Genomic DNA, 20,018 nt, shown 5'->3' on the forward strand with positions numbered 1-20,018 from the left:
AAAGAAGCAGGGAAGATTTTCGAGCAAACGCATACGGCATCCAATAATCTTGCCTGTTTGCCGTACGCTTATCGAATCCTCGGGGCCATCGGCGCGAATCGTTAGAAAGCGTTATCAAGCAATTGGGGGACGACTCAGGGTATTACCCCATGGCGCGGCACGGGCTCATGGGCGAAGCTGGATACATGCGAAACACTCTCTCCGTGGTCCTGAACGTCATCTGGCTTGTTTTCGGCGGTATCTGGCTGGCGGCGGGATACATGCTGGCCGGCATCATTTGCTGCCTGCTCATTGTCACCATCCCCTTCGGCATTGCTTCCTTCCGGATTGCCCTTTATGCACTGTGGCCTTTTGGGCGCACGGTGGTGGACCGAGGCGGGGTAGGAGCTTTTTCAACCATTGGAAATGTCATCTGGGTATTGGTGGCCGGCATTTGGATCGCCATTGGCCACGTGCTGACCGCGATCCCGATGTTCGTGAGCATCGTCGGCATCCCGCTGGGCATCGCCAACCTCAAGATGATCCCGATTTCCCTCATGCCCCTGGGAAAGGAAATCGTTCCCAGCACCCAGTACATTCCCACGTACCGGTAGGTCTGCCCTCGCGACTGGATCCGTGCAACATCCGTGGGCGAGAGGAATCCCACGGATGCGGCGCGGAAAACTTCCGCACCCGTTTTGTCGCCGGCCCCTTGAATCATGCCGAACACCTTTCTAGCCTTTGGGGGTGGGAAACAATTCCCCACACCAACCGGATGGGATCATCACATGAAAGACCTGATCAACTGCCTGTGGTTTGACGGCCAGGGGCTGGAAGCCGCCCGGTTCTACACCGGGATCTTTCCGAATTCCGGGATCGTCTCCCACCTCGACATGGACTCGCAGGGGAATCCGTCCAGCGAACCGTTGACGGTGGAGTTCAACCTCAATGGCCGATCCTTCGTGGCCCTCAACGGAGGCCCGCTTTTCAAGTTCAACGAGTCGATTTCCTTCCAGATCATGTGCGAGGACCAGACCGAAGTCGACTACTTCTGGGACAAGCTCACCGCCGGTGGAGAGGAAAGCCAATGCGGATGGCTCAAAGACCGTTTCGGCGTTTCCTGGCAGGTGGTCCCGGTGCGGATGGTGGAGCTGCTTGGCGATCCGGATCCGGAGGTTACGCGTCGGGTGACGGAGGCGTTCATGCCCATGCGGAAGTTGGATATCGCCGTGCTTGAGGCCGCCGCCCGGGGATAGACCGGTCTGCGCATCCCTGATGCGCAGGTTCCGGGCGAATGCCCGCGGCCTTTTTGGATTCCTGCCCGGTATCGCCTCGAGGGGCGGTGCCGGGGTTTCTCCGTGTCGCTGGTCGTACAAACCCCGCAGCGCCGGGGAGCGGCCATCCCGGGACCTCTTCGTCCCCGTGGCAGCACCAGCAGTTGTTGCGCCGCGGGCCTTGGCAAAAAGTCGCGGGCAACAGGAGACGGGCGGACATTGCGTTGGTAGTGTAAGCACCAGCCGGGCGGACACGTCCACCCGTACAGCAACCACAAGGGGGACCAATGACCCAGCTCGATCCAGCCTACGCGGGGACGTGGCGATTCGATCCAGGGCACACTCGCATCGGCTTCAATGCGCGCCACGCGATGGTGACGAAAGTGCGGGGCGCCTTCAACGAGGTGGAGGGAACAGTCCACATCGATGCCGAAGACATGAGCAAATGCAGTGTCGAGATGACCGTGAAAGTCGCCAGCGTCGACACGCGCAATGCCGACCGCGACCAGCACCTGCGGACCAACGACTTCTTCGACGCACCCAAATACCCAAACATCGTTTTCCGCTCCACGCGGATAGACCAGGTCGACGAGAACAGCTTCATCGTCAACGGCGAACTGACGATCAAGGAGACCACGCGAGAGATCGCGGTACCCCTCGAATTCACCGGCGTCGAGACCGATCCATTTGGCAACCTTCGTGCGGGCTTCGAGGGCAGCCGACGCATCGACCGCCGCGAGTACGGCGTGAGTTGGAACAAGGCGCTTGACTCCGGGGGAGTCCTGGTATCCGAACGGGTCCTGCTCGAGTTCGAGATCTCCGCCATCAAGGATGCAAAGGGCGGGGCTGGAGCCACCTAGCCTCTCCTGCCGGACGGCCTGTTTGGGCCCCGGCCCCCGGGGCCGAACCTCACGTAACCGTCCCGCGGCCGCACCGCAACCTGTATGGCAAAGCGCCGGCGACCCGTGTCCGGGTCGCCGGCGCTTTGCCATTCACGGGAATATCCCTCGCCAGAGCATAGTTGAGTGGAGTAGACTCAAGTTTGAGTGAATGCCCAACCATGAAAGGAAGAGCGTGGACACCAAGCTAACAACCAAAAGCCAGGAGGCGCTCGCCGCGTCGGGAATGAACGCCTCCACCGCTGGGAATCCCCAAGTGGAACCCGCCCACCTGCTCAAGGCGCTGGTCGACCAGCGAGAATCGGTCGCGGTCGCCCTGTTGAAGGCCGCCGGTGTCGACCCGGACCAGGTCTCGGTCCAGGCCAGTGCCGCCATCAAGGCGTTGCCCAGCTCCTCGGGAAGCAACGTGGCGCAGGCCCAGTATTCCCGCGGGATCCTGCAGGCCATCACCGCCGCCCAGCAGGCCGCCGCTTCCTTGGGGGACAGCTTTGTCTCCACCGAACACCTGCTGCTTGGACTCAGCGAGGACACCGGGGCCGCCGGCAGGGCGCTGCGCGAAAGCGGTGCCACCCGCCAGGCCCTGGACAGCGCGCTGCCCGGCATCAGGGGCGACCGCAAGGTCAACAACCCCGATCCCGAAAACACCTTCCAGGCCCTGGAAAAATTCGGCACCGACATGACGGCCATCGCCCGCTCGGGCAAGCTCGACCCGGTGATCGGGCGCGACGCCGAGATCCGCCGTGTCGTCCAGGTGCTCTCCAGGCGCACCAAGAACAACCCGGTGCTCATCGGGGAACCCGGAGTCGGCAAGACCGCCGTGGTCGAGGGCCTGGCCCAGCGCATGGTCGCCGGAGACGTTCCCGAGTCGCTGCGCGGCAAGACACTGATCGCCCTGGACCTGGGTTCGATGATCGCCGGGGCCAAGTACCGCGGCGAGTTCGAGGAGCGGCTCAAGGCCGTCCTGGAGGAAATCAAGTCCTCGGACGGGCAGATCGTCACCTTCATCGACGAGATCCACACCGTCGTTGGCGCGGGAGCCTCCGAGGGGGCCATGGATGCGGGCAACATGCTCAAGCCCATGCTGGCCCGCGGCGAGCTGCGCCTGATCGGTGCCACGACGCTGGACGAGTACCGCCAGAACATCGAGAAGGATCCGGCGCTCGAGCGCCGCTTCGCCCAGGTCTATGTGGGGGAGCCGAGCGTGGATGACACCATAGCGATCCTGCGTGGGCTCAAGCAGCGCTACGAGGCCCACCACAAGGTCACGATCGGCGACTCCGCACTCGTGGCCGCAGCCACGCTGTCCAACCGCTACATCGCCGGACGCCAGCTCCCGGACAAGGCCATCGACCTGGTCGACGAGGCCGCCAGCCGGCTGCGCATGGAAATCGACTCCGCACCCGAGGAAATCGATGCACTGCGCCGTGCGGTGGACCGGCTGACCATGGAGGAGCTTGCCCTCGACGGGGAGACCGATCCCGCCTCCCGTGAACGCCTCGATGCGCTGCGCGCCGACAAGGCCGACAAGAAGGAGGAGCTTGATGCGCTGAACGCCCGTTGGGAGGCCGAGAAGGCCGGACTGAACAGGGTCGGAGACCTGAAGGTCAAGCTGGACGAGGCGCGCTCGAGCGCCGAGAAGCTGCAGCGCGAGGGCGACCTGGAAAGCGCCTCGCGGCTGCTCTACGGCGAGATCCCCGCGCTGGAAAAGGAGATGAAGGACGCCGCCGCGGCCGAGGCCACCGCCGGCACGCAGGAATCGATGGTCGCCGAGGAAGTCACCGCCGACGACATCGCCGAGGTCATCTCGGCCTGGACCGGCATCCCGGCCGGGCGCATGCTGCAAGGCGAAAGCCAGAAGCTGCTCGAGATGGAGGACTTCCTGGGCCACCGGCTGATCGGCCAGCGGAAGGCCGTCGCCTCGGTCTCCGATGCGGTGCGCCGCGCCCGGGCCGGGATCTCGGATCCCGACCGCCCCACCGGCTCGTTCCTGTTCCTGGGCCCCACCGGCGTGGGCAAGACCGAGCTGGCCAAGGCCCTGGCCGACTTCCTATTCGACGACGAACGCGCGATGGTGCGCATCGACATGTCCGAGTACGGGGAGAAGCATTCCGTGGCCCGGCTGGTCGGCGCCCCTCCGGGGTACGTCGGCTACGAGGAGGGCGGACAGCTCACCGAGGCGGTGCGCCGCCGCCCCTACTCGGTGGTGCTGCTCGACGAGGTGGAAAAGGCCCACCCGGAGGTCTTCGACATCCTGCTGCAGGTGCTCGACGACGGGCGCCTGACCGACGGGCAGGGACGCACCGTCGACTTCCGCAACGTCATCCTGATCATGACCTCCAACCTGGGCTCGCAGTTCATGGTTGACCAGACGCTGGAGGAAGACACCAAGCGCGCGGCCGTGATGAACCTGGTCAACGCCTCGTTCAAGCCCGAGTTCCTGAACCGGCTGGACGATGTGATCATGTTCGACGCACTCTCGCTGGACGAGCTCGGCTCGATCGTTGCCCTGCAGGTCGACGCGCTGGCCAAGCGCCTGGCGGGACGCCGCCTGGTGCTGGAGGTCAACGACGATGCACGCGACTGGCTGGCCTTCACCGGCTTCGACCCGGCCTTCGGCGCCCGGCCGCTGCGCCGCCTGGTGCAACGCGAGATCGGGGACCGGCTGGCCCGCCAATTGCTGCTCGGGACCATCCTGGACGGCGACACCGTGGTGGTGGGCGTCGGCGAGGACGGCAACGGGCTGACCCTGACTTCCCGCCGCAACTAAGGATCCAAGGTCAACGGCCGGTGCCCGAGGCGCGAACAGCGCTTCGGGCACCGGCCGCGTCGTGCCCGGCCTGCTTCCGCGAATGGGGTGGCAGCGGGTGTCAGGTGTTCAATGCCGCGGATTCGGAAGGCAGCATCGAGACCCGAACGCTGCCCTCGTTCAGTGACAGGAAGCAGGCGACCAGCCGGTCGCCGTTCTTCCAGGTGGCTTCGGACGGCCGCGAGAATTGATATGACCAACCCGTGTCCAGGGGGCTGGCGGGATCCAGTGCAATCGACTTGCACAGTTCCTCGGACCGCGACAGGATTCCTGCCGGACCGGGGAACTGGTCCCCGTCCATGGTGAAGGTGCCGATCAGCTGTGCGTTGTGTGCGGTCAGGCAGGTCACCACCGTGGAGGTTTCCAGCGGGCCGTTGAATCCCTGAAGGCAATCGCCAACCTGCAACTGGTCCGCCGGGACGTCCGTGGCAATGACCCCGTCGATGCCGGGGGATGCGTTTCGTGTCACTTCGGCGACCGGCGCCGCGGCGTCGTGGTGGCCAAAAAACCTGTTGGCTCCGTAGATGACAATCAGCATGATTCCCAGTGCCCCGAGCAAGGCCCAAAGGGCCGGGGCACGCCACCACGAACGCGTCTGTGACATGGCACTTAGAGCAGGAAGCGCAGCTCTTGGCTCTGGCGGTGGCGGATCAGGCAAGCAAGCTCCCGGGCGGGTGGCAGTCGACTTGGTGGACAAAATAATACTCTACCGGCGGAACGGTGGTTCCGGGCAGGCACTCGCCGCGGAATCATGTTAACCTTGAAATACGAAAGAATTAGTCACATATTCTGGGGCCTCCGCCTGACATAGGTGGACCACCTCCAGATCTACTGAAAAAAGGGGGTCACGCCATGGGGCGCGGCCGTCAGAAGGCAAAAGCGACACGACAGGCCAGGGACATGAAATATTTCTCCCCGGCCACTGATTTGTCCGCCTTGGAACGCGAGCTTGGGAAGAGCCGTGGTCACAGCACCACGACACCAAGCCCTGTCGACGTACCCTTCGAGTCCGATTATTCGGATTACGAAGACAAGTACGCAGACGATGACGACGAGGACGACCAACGGCGCATCAGCTGATGCGCCGACTCCCTGAAGTGACCCCAGAGCAATCTGTGGTTATCGGTTCTCCAATACGTGAACACGGCAGCCGTGGCCACTACGCCCCCAGCGGCGCTAGTGACCGCGGCCTTTGCCTTGCCCGGGAAACAGCGATGGGACCACATGCTGCATGAAGGCGAACTAGGCATCCGGATGGCGCATCGTGCCGCCATCCGTTCCATCGAACGCGTGGTGGGGGAGACCGCACCGCTGCAGGATCCGCAGGTCGCCGCCGCCGGCATCCGCAGGATGCTCGAGGCCGGCTCGGTGCTGGTGCTCACCGGCGCCGGGGTCTCGACCGACTCCGGGATCCCCGACTACCGGGGGCCCCAGGGGTCCCTGCTTCGCCACCGGCCGATGACCTATCAGGAGTTCCAGCACGAGCCCAGCGCCCGCCACCGGTATTGGGCACGCAGTTTCGTGGGATGGCGGCACATGGCCCAGGCCTCGCCCAACCCCATCCACCGACGCCTGGCCCAATGGGAAGCGCAGGGCAAGATCAGCGGCATCGTGACGCAAAACGTCGACGGGTTGCATGTCGCGGCCGGCTCGCTGAACGTCATTCCCCTGCACGGGGACCTGCAGCAGATCAGCTGCCTGAATTGCGGGGCCCTGGAGGACCGGAAACACCTCGATGCGAGGCTGCACGAAGCCAACCCGGGGTATCTTGAACGCGTCGACCTGGATCCCTCGCTGGTGAACCCTGACGGCGACGTGTCGCTGGATGATGCGCACGTGGCCGAGTTCCACATGGTCGGCTGCCTGGTGTGCGGCTCGCAGGCCTTGAAGCCCAACGTGGTCTATTTCGGGGAAAGCGTCCCGGCTGAACGCAAGGTCCGGCTCAAGGCGATGGAGGCGCACTCCGCCTCGCTGCTGGTGGTCGGTTCCTCCCTGGCGGTCATGAGCGGCTACAAGCTGCTGCTGGACGCCCGCGGCGCCGGCAAGCCGGTCGGGCTGATCAACGGCGGCCCCACCCGGGGAGACGCCAAGGCCGATTACCGGTGGCGCAGCAACATCGCCGAGGCCCTGGCCATCCTGGAAGAACCGCTCGGCGGGACCACGCGCCGACCCATGTAGGGCTTCCGCCTCCGCTGTCGGGCGCTGGCAGTCGACGCAGGCCAGGCGTTGGAGCCGAGGCCGGCGGCGAGCCAGGCCGGGTCGAGCGCCCGGAACAGGGGTTTCCCCTGCCGCGGGAGGCATCCCCACCGTCTGAACCCGTCTGCCGGTCGGGACCGAGGACTTAAAAGAGCGAGGGACCGCACCCATCGGGTGCGGTCCCTCGCTCTTAAGGGCCTTGTGGCAGTTAGCCGGCGAAATTGCCGCGCATCAGCACCGCACCGCCGTCGACGCCCTTGGCGCCCTGGACGTAATCCAGGCCGGCGGCCTTGGCTTCGTCGGTGACGGTTCCGACCTTGCCCATGACCCAGGAGGTCATGCCGCGGGCGTTGAGGCGGGCCAGCGCAGCGTCGGCCACCGCGGCGTCAACGATGGCAACCATGCCCACGCCCAGGTTCAGCGTGCGTTCCAGGTCCGGCTGCGGCACGGAACCCAGCTCGGCCATCACCTTGAACACGGCCGGAAGTTCCCAGCTGTTGCGCTCCACGGTGGCCATCAGGCCCTGGGGAAGCACGCGGGCAAGGTTGGCCGCCAGGCCGCCTCCGGTGACATGGCTGAAACCGTGGATGTCGATGGCGCCGTCGACGTTGAACGTGCGGATCAAGTCCAGGCAGTCCATGGTGTAGATGCGGGTCGGTTCCAGCAGTTCCTCGCCCAGGGTGCGGCCGAACTCCGGCACGTGGCGGTCAAGCGCCCAGCCGGCGKGCGCCACAACGCTGCGGACCAGCGAGTAGCCGTTGGAGTGGATGCCCGAGGCGGCCAKGCCGATGACGACGTCGCCGTCCTTCACGCGCTCCGGGCCCAGCAGGCCGTCGGCCTCGACGATGCCGGTGGCGGCACCGGCAACATCGTATTCGTGCTCGCCCAGCAGGCCCGGGTGCTCGGCGGTTTCCCCGCCGACCAGCGCGGTGCCGGCGATGGTGCAGCCCTCGGCGATGCCGCGGACGATGTCCGCGATGCGCTCGGGGACGACCTTGCCGCAGGCGATGTAGTCGGTCATGAACAGCGGCTCGGCGCCGACCACGACGATGTCATCGACGACCATGCCGACCAGGTCCTGGCCGATGGTGTGGTGGATGTCCATGGCCTGGGCGATGGCGACCTTGGTGCCGACTCCGTCGGTGGAGGTGGCCAGCAGGGGCTTCTTGTAGGAAAGGAACTTCGAGGCGTCGTACAGGCCTGCGAATCCGCCGACACCGCCTAGGACGTTGGCGTTGTGGGTGGCCTTGATGGCGCCCTTCATCAATTCAACGGCGCGGTCACCGGCCTCGACATCGACACCGGCCGAAGCGTAGGTGATTCCGGAATTCTCAGGGGTGGCGCTTGTCATCTCTGATGGTCCTTTACTTAGTTGCGCGGTGTTTTGTCTTCGGCGGTGAGAGCCGACTCGAACTCTGCATCCGGGCCCGGCTCACATCCTGCCTGGTTGCTACGTTCAAGCAGGTTCTTGCCCCGCAGTGCTGCTTCGGGCAGGGCGATCGGGTAGTCGCCGGTGAAGCAGGCGGTGCACAGGCGCTCGCGCTTCTGCTCGGTGGCACCGATCATGCCGTCCTCGGAGATGTAGGCCAGCGAGTCGGCGCCAATGGACTTGCCGATTTCCTCGACCGCGGCGCCGTTGGCGATGAGCTCGGCGCGGGTGGCGAAGTCGATGCCGTAGAAGCAGGGCCACTTGATGGGCGGGGAGGAGATCTTCACGTGGATCTCCGCCGCTCCCGCCTCGCGCAGCATCCGCACCACGGCGCGCTGGGTGTTGCCGCGCACGATCGAATCGTCGACCACGACCACGCGCTTGCCCTTGATGACCGGTTCCAGGGCGTTGAGCTTGAGCTTGATGCCCAGCTGGCGCAGCGTCTGCGAGGGCTGGATGAAGGTGCGGCCCACATAGGCGTTCTTGACGAAGCCGTGGGCGAAGGGGATGCCCGACTGCTCGGCGTAGCCGATGGCAGCCGGAGTGCCCGACTCGGGCACCGGGATGACGATGTCCGCCTCGGCGGCATTCTCGCGTGCCAGCTGGCGGCCCATTTCCACACGGGTCTCGTAGACCGAACGTCCGTTGATGGAGGCATCGGGGCGGGCCAGGTAGACGTACTCGAAGACGCAGGCCGCGGGGGTGGCCGCGCCGAAACGCCGGGAGCGCACGCCCTCTTCGTCGATGGCGATGAATTCGCCCGGTTCGATCTCGCGGATGAAGCTGGCACCGACGGTGGCCAGGGCGGCCTGCTCGGAGGCCACGACCCAGCCGCGTTCCAGGCGGCCGAGCACCAGTGGGCGAACGCCGTAGGTGTCGCGTGCCGCGTAGAGGGTGTGTTCGTCCATGAAGACGAAGCAGAAGGCGCCGCGCAGCTTGGGCAGCAACGACAGGGCGGTCTCTTCGAGGGATTCGCCTTCGGCGCCGTTGAGCAGCGCCGTCACCAGTGCGGTGTCGGTGGTGTTGCCCTGGGCGATTTCGCCGCGGACCTTTTCCCCGGATTCTTCCTGCTCGTCCCTGACCATTTCCATCAGCTCGGCCGAGTTGGTCAGGTTCCCGTTGTGCGCCAGGGCAACCGTGCCCGCGGCGGTGGGGCCGAGAGTCGGCTGGGCGTTGGCCCAGTGGCTGGCGCCCGTGGTCGAGTAGCGGCAGTGGCCAATGGCCAGGTGCCCCTGCATCGAATTGAGGGTGTTCTCGTCGAACACCTGGGAGACCAGACCCATGTCCTTGTAGACATTGATCCGGGCCCCGTCGCTAGTGGCCAATCCGGCCGATTCCTGCCCGCGATGCTGCAGCGCATAGAGACCGTAATAGGTCAGCTTCGCTACTTCCTCGCCGGGAGCCCACACGCCAAAGACACCGCATTCATCCTGCGGGCCCTTCTCGTTGGGCAAAAGATCATGATTTAGGTTTCCGTCACCACGCGCCATAGCAATTATTCTCTCACGAGCCGGATGCCCGTTTGGGCGTGAAGTCTCCCACAAGCCGGCTTCTAGCGGTGTTCTGGGTCACCCATCGGCACGGCAAGCGCGCGACGTGCCTTTTTTCGTGTGATGCGATCCACAACCAGAAAGACGACGCCGGCGAGCAATACGCCGAAGAAGGCGAACGCGACCGACAGGAAGCCCGCCACCGCGGCCCGGGAGAAGTCGGTGGATTCCTCGCCGGTGAAGGCGGAAACAAACGCGATGACGATGCCCAGCAGGGCGCCGATGCCCATGAACGGCCAGAACTTGGGTGCAGCGTAGACCTCGACCTCGATGTCGCCGGCGGCCTTGTCTGCGGGGGTGGGATTGCTGGGGTGCTGGCTGGATTCCATACCCTCTAGGGTACTAAACCAGCGGCAGTTCGGCCGACAGGTCCGCCCGCAGCCCGGAGGCGGTGACCTTGCCCGTGGCAAGCGCGGCTTCCCAGCCGATCTTGCCCGAGGCCAGCGCGAGCCAGAGCGCCGCTGGCAGCTCGATGACGTTCGGGGGAGTGCCCCGGGTGTGCCGGGGACCGGGAATGCACTGGGTCACCCCGAACGGCGGGACCCGCACCTCCACGGAGTTGCCCTCGGCCCGGCTGGCCAGTTCCTCCAGGGTGTAGCGCACCGCCATGGCAATGAGCGGGCGCGGCAGCGCGTCCGCCTGGGCGTCGGCGGTGTCGATCCAGCGGCGGAAGGCACGGTTGCCCTCGGCCGGATCAATGCGTCGCTTGATGGCCATGGCTTTTCAGGAATCCAGCAGGTCCATGACCGGGGAGGCCAGGCGCAGCGCGCCGACCGGGACCCCGCCGCCGAGCACCGGGCTGGTCAACTTGGCCAGGATGTCGGTGAGCTGGTCGGTGGAAATGGCGCCGGCGTTGGCCAGCAGCGTGAGTCCCAACAGGTCGCTTCCGCGGCCCGAACCGTCGCTCATCTTCACCGCCACCGCTATCCCGCACGGTGCTGCCAGCAGCAGCACGCCCTCGGCGCCGAGCTTGGCAATGACGCCCAGGTCCTCCATCACCACGGAGTTGGGCTTGCCGTGGCCCTGGACGGCCCACGGATAGTCGAGCATCGCGGTGGCAATCGTTGCCGCCCGCGCATCGGCATGCTTGTTGCCGGGGGCCTGGGCCAGCTTCGAGGCGGCCCGGGCCAGCCCGGCCAGCGAGATCACCGGAACCGGCGCGCCGCAGCCGTCCACTCCCAGGTGCGAGATGGTTTCGCCGGCGTACTCCTCGATGACGCCGATGACCCGTTGCTGCACCGGGTGCCCGGGGGACAGGTAGGTCTTGGTGTCCCACCCGTTCTCGGCGCACGCCCAGAGGAACGCGGCATGCTTTCCGGAGCAGTTGAAGCTGATCGCGGATTTGCCAAGCCCCGCTCGGATCCGCTCGGTGCGGGTTTCCTCGTGCGACGGCCAGGAGGCCGGGCACAACAGGTCGGCTTCCGACAGGCCGGCCTTGGCCAGCATGGATTCGACCACCTCGGTGTGTTCGGTGCTGCCGTCGTGGCTGGCGCAGGCCAGGGCCACCTGCGCGCCGCGCAACGGGACCCCGGATTGCATGGAGGCCAAGGCCTGGAACGGCTTGAGCGCCGAGCGCGGATAGACCAGGACGTTGGGGTTTCCCAGGGCGTCGAGCACCTCGCCCGCGGCATTGACGACCACCGCTGTTCCGCGGTGGCGGGATTCAATGAAGCCGTTGCGTTCGAGCACAACGAGGTCCACGGTGTCGGAAGCAAGCAAGGTTTCGGCCATGTGACCTAGTTTACGGTGCGGGCAGGCTCAAGCAGCGCAACGACGAAGTCCGCGCCGGGCCGCAGGGGCCGCATGTCCCAGGTGGAAAAGAGCGTGCCGATCCGCAGTCCCGCCGCCGCGGCGTCCGCTTCGAAGGTCTCCAGTGCGTAGCCCTTCAGGGGTGAGAAGCCCACGACGAGCCGACCGTCCGGTGCCAGGTGTTCCGCCAGCGCGCCCAGCACGGTAGCGGCGGTGCCCGGGGCGACGAAGGCCAGCACGTTGCCCGGGGACATTACCAGTTCGAAGAGCTCGCGTTCTCCGGCCTCGTTGCGCACATCCAGTGTTGCGAGGTTGCCCTCCAGCCAGCGCGAGCCGGGAAAATCGGTGCGGGCCGCGGCCAGCAGTTCGGCATCAAGGTCCACCCCGGTGACCCGGTGGCCGCGCGCGGCCAGCTCTCCGCCGACCCGGCCGGTCCCGCATCCGGCATCCAGCACCCGCGAGCCGCGGGCAAGCATCGCATCGGCGAAGCGTGCCTCGCCGTCAAGGTCTGCGCCCGATGCGCGCAATTCCGCGAACCGGCCGATGTAGTTCCGGGCCTGGGCGGGGTCCCGGCGCGCCTGCTGCTGCCACTTGGTTTCCTGATCCATGTACACGAGCATAGGCGGGGCCGCCGGGCCTTCGAAGGCCAAGCCGGCGGCAATGCGTCGGGATCGCGACCCGGTGCGGGACCGGCCGGGCCGAACCCGGTAGGCTTAAGCCTCGTGAAGGTACTGGTTATTGGCCCCGGCGGCCGCGAACATGCACTGATCCGCGCTTTGGCTGCGGATCCCTACGTCTCCGACCTGCATTGCGCACCCGGCAATGCCGGGATTTCGCGTGATGTCACCACCCACCAAATCGATGCCCAGGACCCCGCCGCGGTGGTGGCCCTGGCCCGCGAGCTGGGTTCTGAACTGGTTGTGGTTGGCCCCGAGGCACCGCTGGCGGCAGGTGTTGCCGATGCGTTGATCGCCGCAGGCATCCCCGTCTTCGGTCCCACCAAGGCGGCGGCCCAGCTGGAGGCTTCCAAGGCCTTCGCCAAGACCGTGATGGCCGAGGCGGGAGTTCCCACCGCGATGGCCAAGGTCGCCACGAACACCGAGGAGGCAGCCGAGGCACTCGATGCCTTCGGAGCCCCCTACGTCGTCAAGGACGACGGGCTGGCCGCGGGCAAGGGAGTGGTGGTCACCTCCGACCGCTCCGAGGCCCTGGCCCACGCCGAAACCTGCTTCGAGGCCGGCGGCACCGTGGTCATCGAGGAGTTCCTCGACGGTCCCGAGGTCTCCCTCTTTGTCATCTGCGACGGCACCCACGCCGTCCCGCTGGCCCCTGCCCAGGACTTCAAGCGCATCTTCGATGGCGACGAGGGCCCGAACACCGGCGGCATGGGTGCCTACTCACCGCTGGCGTGGCTGCCCGCCGGCTTCGTCGACGAGGTCATGGACCGCGTCGCCTACCCGACGCTGCGCGACATGGAGTCCCGCGGCACCCCCTTCACCGGCGTGCTGTACTGCGGCCTGGCCATCACCTCGCGCGGCATCCGCGTGATCGAATTCAACGCACGCTTCGGCGACCCCGAAACCCAGGCCGTGCTCGCACGCCTGAAGACCCCGCTCGGTGCCCTGCTCATGGCCGCAGCCACGGGCGAGCTGGACGACGCCGAGCAGCTGCACTGGCGCCCCGAAACCGCCGTCGGCGTGGTCATGGCCGCCGAAAACTACCCGGAGGACCCCATCAAGGGCGCCGCCATCCGCGGATTGGATGCCGCCGAGGCACTCGAGGACGTCTCGGTGCTGCACGCCGGAACCACCGCGAACGAGGCCGGGGAAGTCATCGTCGCCGGCGGCCGCGTGCTCGCGGTCGTGGGCCTGGGTGCCGACCTGCATGCGGCCCGCGACAAGGCCTACGCCGGGGTCGCGGCCATCTCCTGGGACGGTGCCCAGCACCGCACCGACATCGCGTTGAAGGCCGCCAACGGCCAGATCAGCGTCGCGGAAGGAAGCAACTAAATGTCAGGCCTGCAAACCGAAACACTGGATCTCCCGGGCTGGACCCACTTCTACTCGGGCAAGGTCCGTGACCTCTACGTCCCGACCGGTTCCTCCTTCGAGGAAACCGACCGCGTGCTGGTGGTCGCCTCGGACCGGATCAGCGCCTTCGACTTCGTGCTGGAGTCCGAGATCCCCGACAAGGGCAAGGTGCTCACGCAGCTGAGCCTGTGGTGGTTCGAGCAGCTGTCCGAGATCCCCAACCACGTCATCTCCACCGACGTCCCCGAGGCCGTGGCCGGGCGTGCCATGGTGTGCAAGAAGCTGGAGATGTTCCCGATCGAATGCATCGCCCGCGGATACCTGACCGGCTCGGGCCTGGCGGAGTACAAGGCACGCCAGACCGTGTGCGCGTTGCCGCTGAAGGGCGGCATGGTAGACGGTTCGAAGCTGGAGCCGGCGATCTTCACCCCCTCGGCCAAGGCCGAGGTCGGCGAGCACGACGAAAACATCACTTTCGAGGAAACCGCCGCACGCATCGGCGGCCAGCAGGCCGCGGACCTGCGCGACGCCACCCTGGCCCTGTACCTGCGCGCCGAGGAGATCGCCCGCACCCGCGGCATCATCCTGGCCGACACCAAGGTCGAGTTCGGGATCGATCCGTCCAACGGCGAGATCACCCTGGGCGACGAGGTGCTGACCCCGGATTCCTCGCGCTTCTGGGACGCGGAGACCTACGCACCGGGCAAGGCGCAGCCCTCGTTCGACAAGCAGTTCGTGCGCGACTGGCTCACCTCGGAGGCCTCCGGCTGGGACAAGGCCTCGGGCGCCGAACCCCCGGCATTGCCGGCGGAAATCATCGAGCGCACCCGCGGGCGCTACATCGAGGCCTACGAGCGCCTGACCGGGCTCACCTTCACGGCTTAGAAGCCGCCTTCGGGTCCTCCAAGGGCAGGGGGCCTGGAACCGCAACTTGATGCGGTTCCAGGCCCCCTTGCCGCATCACCCGGGGACCGCGTGGCCTAGCCGGTGCCGGCCGCGGCGCCGCCGTGCACCAGGACGTTGGGATGCAGCCGGATGAACCCGCCGGCCTCGCGGTCTCGGGTGTCCGCATCGTCCCTGACAAGCACCGCCGTGCGCGCGGGGTTGCTGCCGGAGACCTCCACGATCTCGCCGGCGGCACCCGCACCGCCGCACCCGGCGACCCAGTCGGGATCGTTTCCCGCGGGCTGGATCAGGAGGCAGGCGGTGGTCTTGTCGGTGGTGGTGCCGGCGAAATACCTGACCCCCTCGTGCGCGGCCAGCAGTCGGACGCTTGCCGCGTCGAAGTCCTCCATCATCGTGATGCCCGGCGGCAGCGCATCGCCGGGGCCCGCGGCACGGTCAAGGGCCGCCACCCCGGTGTACCCGGAGCAGCCCGCCAACAGCAGTGCCCCGCCCAGGAGGCCCGCCACGGCCGGAACCCGATTCCTTCGCATGACAACCCCTGAACTCGTCGTCGCCGGCAACCCTACCGCGAAAGCCGCGCCGATGGCACCGGGGAGGGTCAGACCAGCGAGTCCTTCCAGGCCTTGTGCAGGGCGGCGAACCTGCCCTCGGAGCCGATCAACTCGGCGGGGGATCCGTCCTCGACGATCTTGCCGTCGTGGACCACCAGTACCCGGTCGGCAATCTGCACGGTGGACAGACGGTGCGCGATGATCAGCGCGGTGCGGTTGCCCAGCAGCGTCTGCAAGCCGCGCTGCACTGCGCGTTCGGAAGGGATGTCCAGCGAGCTGGTCGCCTCGTCGAGGATCAGCACCGCCGGGTCCGCCAGGAAGGCCCGGGCGAAGGAGATCAGCTGGCGCTGTCCCGAGGACACGCGACCGCCGCGCTTGTTCACGTCGGTGTCGTAGCCTTCCGGCAGCGCGGTGATGAATTCGTGCGCGCCCACCGCGCGGGCCGCCAGGATGATCTCCTCGGTGCTGGCCCCGGGCTTGCCCAGCGCGATGTTTTCGGCCACGGTGCCGGAGAACAGGAACGATTCCTGGGTCACCATCACCACATGCCGGCGCAGGTCGTCGTTGGCGATTCTTTCGATCGGCACCCCATCCAGCGTCAGGGCACCGGATCGCAGGTCGTAGAACCGGGCGATCAGCTTGGCCAGCGTGGACTTGCCGGCACCGGTCTGCCCGACCACGGCCACGGTCTGCCCCGCCGGGATGGCCAGGTCGAACCGGTCCATGACGACCGGGCCGTCGCCGTAGCCGAAGACCGCGTCCTGGAACTTCAGGGCACCGGCGACCTCGCCCAGGGGCTGGGGCCTGGCCGGTTCCACCACGGTGGGTTCCTCCTCGAGCAGCCCGGAGACCTTTTCCAGGGCCGCGGTGGCGGCCTGCAGCGAGGAGTAGAACATGGCGATGTTCTCCACCGGCTGGAACACGCGCTTGGTGGCCAGCAGCAGCGCCACCAGCACGCCCACGCCCAGGTCGCCGTCCAGGATGCGGAAGCCGCCCCAGGCCAGCACCGCGGCCACCGACAGGTTCCCGATGAGCACCAGGCCCGGCTGCAGCACCCCGAAGAGGTTGATGGAGCGGATGGAGTTGTCGCGGTATTCCCCGGCGACCTGCGCGTAGTTCTTGTCGTTGGCCTTCTCCTTGCGGAAGGCCTTGACCGCGCGGATGCCCGTCATGGTTTCCACGAACGTGCCGATCAGCTGCGCGGAGACCACGCGGGATTCGCGGTAGACGACCTCGGACCGGCGCTGGTACCAGCCAAAGAGCAGCGAAATGGGGATCGCGGCGATCATCACCACGATCCCGGAACGCCAGTCCAGCACGAAGATCGAGATCAGCGTGAACGTCACGAAGACGCAGGCGGAGACCAGCTCGGAGATGCCCTGGTCCAGCAGTTCGCGCAGCGTCTCGAGGTCCGAGGTCTGCCGGGAAATGATGCGCCCGGAGGTGTACTTCTCGTGGAATTCCAGGCTCAGGCGCTGGGTGTGCCGAAAGACGCGCAACCGCAGGTCCAGCAGCATCGCCTGGGAGATCTTCGCGGTGCACAGCACGTACCAGCCCAGCAGCGAGCCGGCCGCGATGGCCGAGAGCACGTAGGCGCCGCCGGTGATGCCCAGTGCCGCGAGGTTGCCGCCGGTGACCTGCGGCAGGCCCCAGTCGATGGCCCAGGCGATGATGATCGGGAAGGATGCGCGGGCGGCATTGGAGATGACCACCAGCACCACGGTGAGCACCAGCATCGGCTTCTGCCTGGAGGCCAGGGTGGCAAGCAGCCGCCAGGAGCGGGCGCGCACGCGCTTGCGTTCGTCCGCGGTCAGGGTGATGGCGTCCTCGTTGGACACTCCGGTGTGGGTGCTCATGCCCGTGGCCCGCCTTCCAGCAAATTTGTGTCTTCGTCTTCGAGGCTGGCGATCACGAAGCGGTAGTGCTCGTTGCGTGCCAGCAGTTCCGAGTGCGTGCCGACGTCGTCGATCGCCCCGTCCCGCAGCAGCGCGACCCGGTCGGCCAGGGCCACGGTGGAGGGCCGGTGGGCGACGATCAGCGTGGTGGTTCCGGCCAGGGTGATGCGCAGCTTCTGCGTGACGGCTTCCTCGGTGCGCACGTCCAGGGCCGAGAGCGGGTCATCGAGGATCAGCACGCGCGGCCGGGCGGCGATGGCCCGGGCCAGTGCGATGCGTTGGCGCTGGCCGCCGGACAGCGAGAGCCCTTCCTCGCCGATGACCGTGTCCAGCCCCTCGGGCAGGGTGCGGGCGAACCCGGCCTGCGCGGTGTCGATCGCCTCGTTGAGCAGCGCCGTGGTTTCCGCCTCGGGGAGCTCGGGGGCGCCGAGCAGCACGTTGTCGCGGATCGAGGAGGAAAACAGGATGGTGTCCTCGAAGGCGACGGCCACCGCGCGGCGCAGCTCGAGCAGGTCCCAGTCGCGCACGTCGACCCCGTCGATCAGCACCCGCCCGCCGGTGACCTCGTGGAGCCGGGGGATCAGCGCCAACAGCGTGGACTTGCCGGTGCCGGTCATGCCGACCAGGGCCATGGTCTCCCCGGGGTCGACAGCGAGGTTGACCCCGCGCAGCGTCGGGGCGCCGGTGCCGGCCGCGTCGGGGAAGGCAAAGTGGACATTGCGCAGCTCCAGGTCCCCGAGCCCGTTCGCCGGGGTGCGCGAAGCCTGCGGGGAGGTGATGGTGTTGGGCGTGTCCATGACCTCGAAGTGGCGGTCCAGGGCGGTCTTGGTCGTCAGCGTCATGCCCAGCAGCATGCCCATGCCTTCGACCGGTCCGGCCAGCACGGTGGCGGTGGCGAAGTAGGCGACCAGGGCGCCGACGCTCAATTCTCCCTGGGCGGTCAGCCAGAGCCCGGCGACCAGGCCCAGGCCCAGGGTGGTCTCGGGGATCGCGACGACGTAGAGCAGGAAGCTGGCCAGGGTCCTGGCCTTGACGACCTCGGTGTCGCGCAATTGCTTGGCCCGGGAGTTGAAGCCGTCGTACATGTGCCGGCCGCGGCCAAAGGCCTTGATGACGCGGATGCCGTGGACCGATTCCTCCACCGCGGTGGCCAGGTCGCCGGCCTGGTCCTGGCTCAGCCGGCTGGCCGCGCGGTAGGTGTTGCGGAAGTAGAAGGCCTTGATGCTGATGGGGATGGCCCCGGCGAGGTAGATGCTGCCCAGCACCCAGCTGGAGGAGAACATCAGGGTCAGCCCGGTGATCACCGTGACGGTGGAGACGACCAGCATCAGGGCGCCGAAGGCCAGCCAGCGGCGCAGCAGGCTCAAGTCCGACATGGAGCGGGAGAGCAGCTGCCCGGAGCCCCAGCGTTCGTGGAAGGCGACCGGAAGCTGCTGGAGGTGCTCGTAGAAACGCACCCGCATCTGGGTTTCCAGGCGGGCGGCCGGGGTGATCACGAATTGCCGGCGCAGGAACACCAGCAGCGCCTCGAGGGCGCCCAGTCCCGCGACCAGGCCCACGGCCAGCCAGACCTCGGAGTCCTTGCCCTCGGGGTGCAGCACGTTGTTCACCAGCCAGGCCAGCACCTGGGGGATGGTCAGGGCAACGATGCCTGCGGCCAGCGCACAGAGGAAGCCGAAGAAGAGCCGCGGCAGGATGGGCTTGACGAAGGGGGCAAGCCGGGCAAAGGTCCGGCCAAGCGTGGGTGTGCCCGCCGCGGGGGCGTGTCCTTGTTGTACTGCCACCGGTGTCCGACCTCAATCCCCGAGCGCCAATTCGCTACTGGGAATACCCTACAGTGTGGGGTTGGGATTGTTCAATCAGACGCGGGGGGCTAGTCCCCGGCGGTCAGCGTCAGCAAGATTGCTTCCGGAGGGCAAGCGATCCGCACCGGTGCGAAGCGCGAGGTTCCGATGCCCGCCGAGACGTTCAACGGCACGCTCTTGCCCGCATGCTCCCATTGCGTCAGTCCGCTGGCACGCCAGGTCGGCAGGTCGCAATTGGTCACCAGTGCGCCGTAGCCAGGGATGCATACCTGTCCGCCGTGGGTGTGCCCGGCCAGGATCAGGTCGGCGCCCGCGTCGGTGAACGTGTCCAGCACCCGTTGGTACGGGGCGTGGGCCAGGGCAACCCGCAGGTGGGGAGCGGCGCCGGACGACACCGAGCCGGCCGGCCAGCCGGCGAAGCGTTCCAGGTGCAAGTGAGGGTCGTCCACCCCGGTGAAGTCCAGGCGCGTGCCGTTCACGGCCATGGAATGGTTTCGGTTGGTCAGGTTGACCCAGCCGGCGGCACCGAAGGCGCTGTGCATCTGTTGCCACGGCAATTGGTACTTGGGGGAGTTGCGCGGCACATCCGAGCGCTTAGGCCATCAGCGGACCCAGTGCCTCCAGCAGCGAGCCCAGCCCATCCATGTGGCCCAGGTTGTCTCCGGTGTTGATGACCAGATCCGGTTGCAGTTCCGCCAGCGAGTGCAGCCAACGCCGTTTGAGTTCCTGGTTGGGCACCATGTGGATGTCCGACAGGTGCAGGATCCGGATCGGGGACGAGCCCGGTGGCAGCAGCGCCAGGGATTCCTCGCGGAGGGCAAAACGCGTCGTCTGGCCCAGGCCGTAGCCATAGAGGACACCGGCCGAAGCGGTTGCCGCTGCAGCCGCCAAAGCGGCCCCACGCACAGTGCGTGAGACCGCTTCGGCCAGCGAGGATGGGTTCGCCATG

18 protein-coding genes and 1 pseudogene are annotated in these 20,018 nt (G+C 67.0%); 8 read left to right on the forward strand and 11 right to left on the reverse strand.

From position 1 onward, the window contains the following. The first annotated feature begins 185 nt into the window (after nt 1–185). From BLJ79_RS00545 to clpB, 4 genes are all read left to right on the forward strand, one after another. Nucleotides 186–593, forward strand: a complete 408-nt coding sequence (locus BLJ79_RS00545) for a YccF domain-containing protein (RefSeq protein ID WP_071212726.1) — start codon at nt 186–188, stop codon at nt 591–593. Nucleotides 594–698: 105 nt separating this feature from the next. Then, nucleotides 699–1,235: a VOC family protein gene (locus tag BLJ79_RS00550; protein ID WP_353615463.1), complete on the forward strand. Its 537-nt coding sequence runs from the start codon at nt 699–701 to the stop codon at nt 1,233–1,235. 305 nt (nt 1,236–1,540) lie between these two features. Next, nucleotides 1,541–2,113, forward strand: coding sequence for a YceI family protein (locus BLJ79_RS00555; RefSeq protein WP_071212728.1), 573 nt, complete (start codon nt 1,541–1,543; stop codon nt 2,111–2,113). Between the two features lie 214 nt (nt 2,114–2,327). Next, nucleotides 2,328–4,919: an ATP-dependent chaperone ClpB gene (gene clpB, locus BLJ79_RS00560; protein ID WP_071212729.1), complete on the forward strand. Its 2,592-nt coding sequence runs from the start codon at nt 2,328–2,330 to the stop codon at nt 4,917–4,919. Between the two features lie 100 nt (nt 4,920–5,019). On the opposite strand, the gene BLJ79_RS00565 is transcribed toward clpB, so the two are convergent. Further along, on the reverse strand, nt 5,020–5,562 hold the full coding sequence (locus BLJ79_RS00565; protein ID WP_139194654.1) for a hypothetical protein: 543 nt from the start codon (nt 5,560–5,562) through the stop codon (nt 5,020–5,022). A gap of 248 nt (nt 5,563–5,810) precedes the next feature. On the opposite strand from BLJ79_RS00565, the gene BLJ79_RS00570 reads away from it, so the two are divergent. Then, nucleotides 5,811–6,038 carry a DUF3073 domain-containing protein gene (locus tag BLJ79_RS00570; protein WP_071212731.1) on the forward strand — a complete coding sequence of 76 codons (228 nt, stop codon included), beginning with the start codon at nt 5,811–5,813 and terminating at the stop codon, nt 6,036–6,038. Between the two features lie 174 nt (nt 6,039–6,212). Further along, entirely contained in the window at nt 6,213–7,136 is a 924-nt protein-coding gene (locus BLJ79_RS00575; RefSeq protein WP_071213209.1) for a Sir2 family NAD-dependent protein deacetylase, read from the forward strand. 226 nt (nt 7,137–7,362) lie between these two features. On the opposite strand, the gene purM is transcribed toward BLJ79_RS00575, so the two are convergent. The 6 genes from purM to BLJ79_RS00605 form a co-directional block, all read right to left on the reverse strand. After that, nucleotides 7,363–8,505 carry a phosphoribosylformylglycinamidine cyclo-ligase gene (purM, locus tag BLJ79_RS00580; RefSeq protein WP_071212732.1) on the reverse strand — a complete coding sequence of 381 codons (1,143 nt, stop codon included), beginning with the start codon at nt 8,503–8,505 and terminating at the stop codon, nt 7,363–7,365. Between the two features lie 17 nt (nt 8,506–8,522). Further along, nucleotides 8,523–10,073 carry an amidophosphoribosyltransferase gene (purF, locus tag BLJ79_RS00585; protein ID WP_071212733.1) on the reverse strand — a complete coding sequence of 517 codons (1,551 nt, stop codon included), beginning with the start codon at nt 10,071–10,073 and terminating at the stop codon, nt 8,523–8,525. 62 nt (nt 10,074–10,135) lie between these two features. Next, nucleotides 10,136–10,462, reverse strand: a complete 327-nt coding sequence (locus BLJ79_RS00590) for a hypothetical protein (RefSeq protein WP_071212734.1) — start codon at nt 10,460–10,462, stop codon at nt 10,136–10,138. 13 nt (nt 10,463–10,475) lie between these two features. After that, a complete protein-coding gene (locus BLJ79_RS00595; RefSeq protein WP_071212735.1) occupies nt 10,476–10,850 on the reverse strand; it encodes a sterol carrier family protein in 375 nt (124 codons plus the stop codon). Between the two features lie 6 nt (nt 10,851–10,856). After that, nucleotides 10,857–11,864 carry an asparaginase gene (locus BLJ79_RS00600; protein WP_071212736.1) on the reverse strand — a complete coding sequence of 336 codons (1,008 nt, stop codon included), beginning with the start codon at nt 11,862–11,864 and terminating at the stop codon, nt 10,857–10,859. 5 nt (nt 11,865–11,869) lie between these two features. After that, entirely contained in the window at nt 11,870–12,490 is a 621-nt protein-coding gene (locus BLJ79_RS00605; RefSeq protein ID WP_071213210.1) for a class I SAM-dependent methyltransferase, read from the reverse strand. Nucleotides 12,491–12,604: 114 nt separating this feature from the next. Here BLJ79_RS00605 and purD point away from each other — a divergent pair, with 114 nt between their 5' ends. Next, nucleotides 12,605–13,891, forward strand: coding sequence for a phosphoribosylamine--glycine ligase (gene purD / locus BLJ79_RS00610; protein ID WP_071212737.1), 1,287 nt, complete (start codon nt 12,605–12,607; stop codon nt 13,889–13,891). Then, nucleotides 13,892–14,797 (forward strand): phosphoribosylaminoimidazolesuccinocarboxamide synthase, encoded by a 906-nt coding sequence (locus BLJ79_RS00615; RefSeq protein ID WP_071212738.1) that lies wholly within the window; start codon nt 13,892–13,894, stop codon nt 14,795–14,797. A gap of 95 nt (nt 14,798–14,892) precedes the next feature. Here the strand turns inward: BLJ79_RS00615 and BLJ79_RS00620 are convergent, their stop codons facing one another. The 4 genes and pseudogenes from BLJ79_RS00620 to BLJ79_RS00635 form a co-directional block, all read right to left on the reverse strand. Further along, complete coding sequence (locus tag BLJ79_RS00620; RefSeq protein WP_071212739.1) at nt 14,893–15,324, reverse strand: hypothetical protein; 432 nt, start codon at nt 15,322–15,324, stop codon at nt 14,893–14,895. A gap of 92 nt (nt 15,325–15,416) precedes the next feature. Then, nucleotides 15,417–17,225: an ABC transporter ATP-binding protein gene (locus tag BLJ79_RS00625; protein WP_071212740.1), complete on the reverse strand. Its 1,809-nt coding sequence runs from the start codon at nt 17,223–17,225 to the stop codon at nt 15,417–15,419. After that, nucleotides 17,222–19,048 (reverse strand): ABC transporter ATP-binding protein, encoded by a 1,827-nt coding sequence (locus tag BLJ79_RS00630; protein ID WP_083410902.1) that lies wholly within the window; start codon nt 19,046–19,048, stop codon nt 17,222–17,224. Before BLJ79_RS00630 ends, BLJ79_RS00625 begins: the two co-directional genes overlap by 4 nt. Nucleotides 19,049–19,137: 89 nt before the next feature. Beyond that, nucleotides 19,138–20,017 (reverse strand): annotated as a pseudogene (locus BLJ79_RS00635) (metallophosphoesterase). Nucleotide 20,018 lies beyond the last annotated feature (1 nt).

This window comes from Arthrobacter sp. UCD-GKA, assembly GCF_001863355.1.
Lineage (GTDB): Bacteria > Actinomycetota > Actinomycetes > Actinomycetales > Micrococcaceae > Paeniglutamicibacter.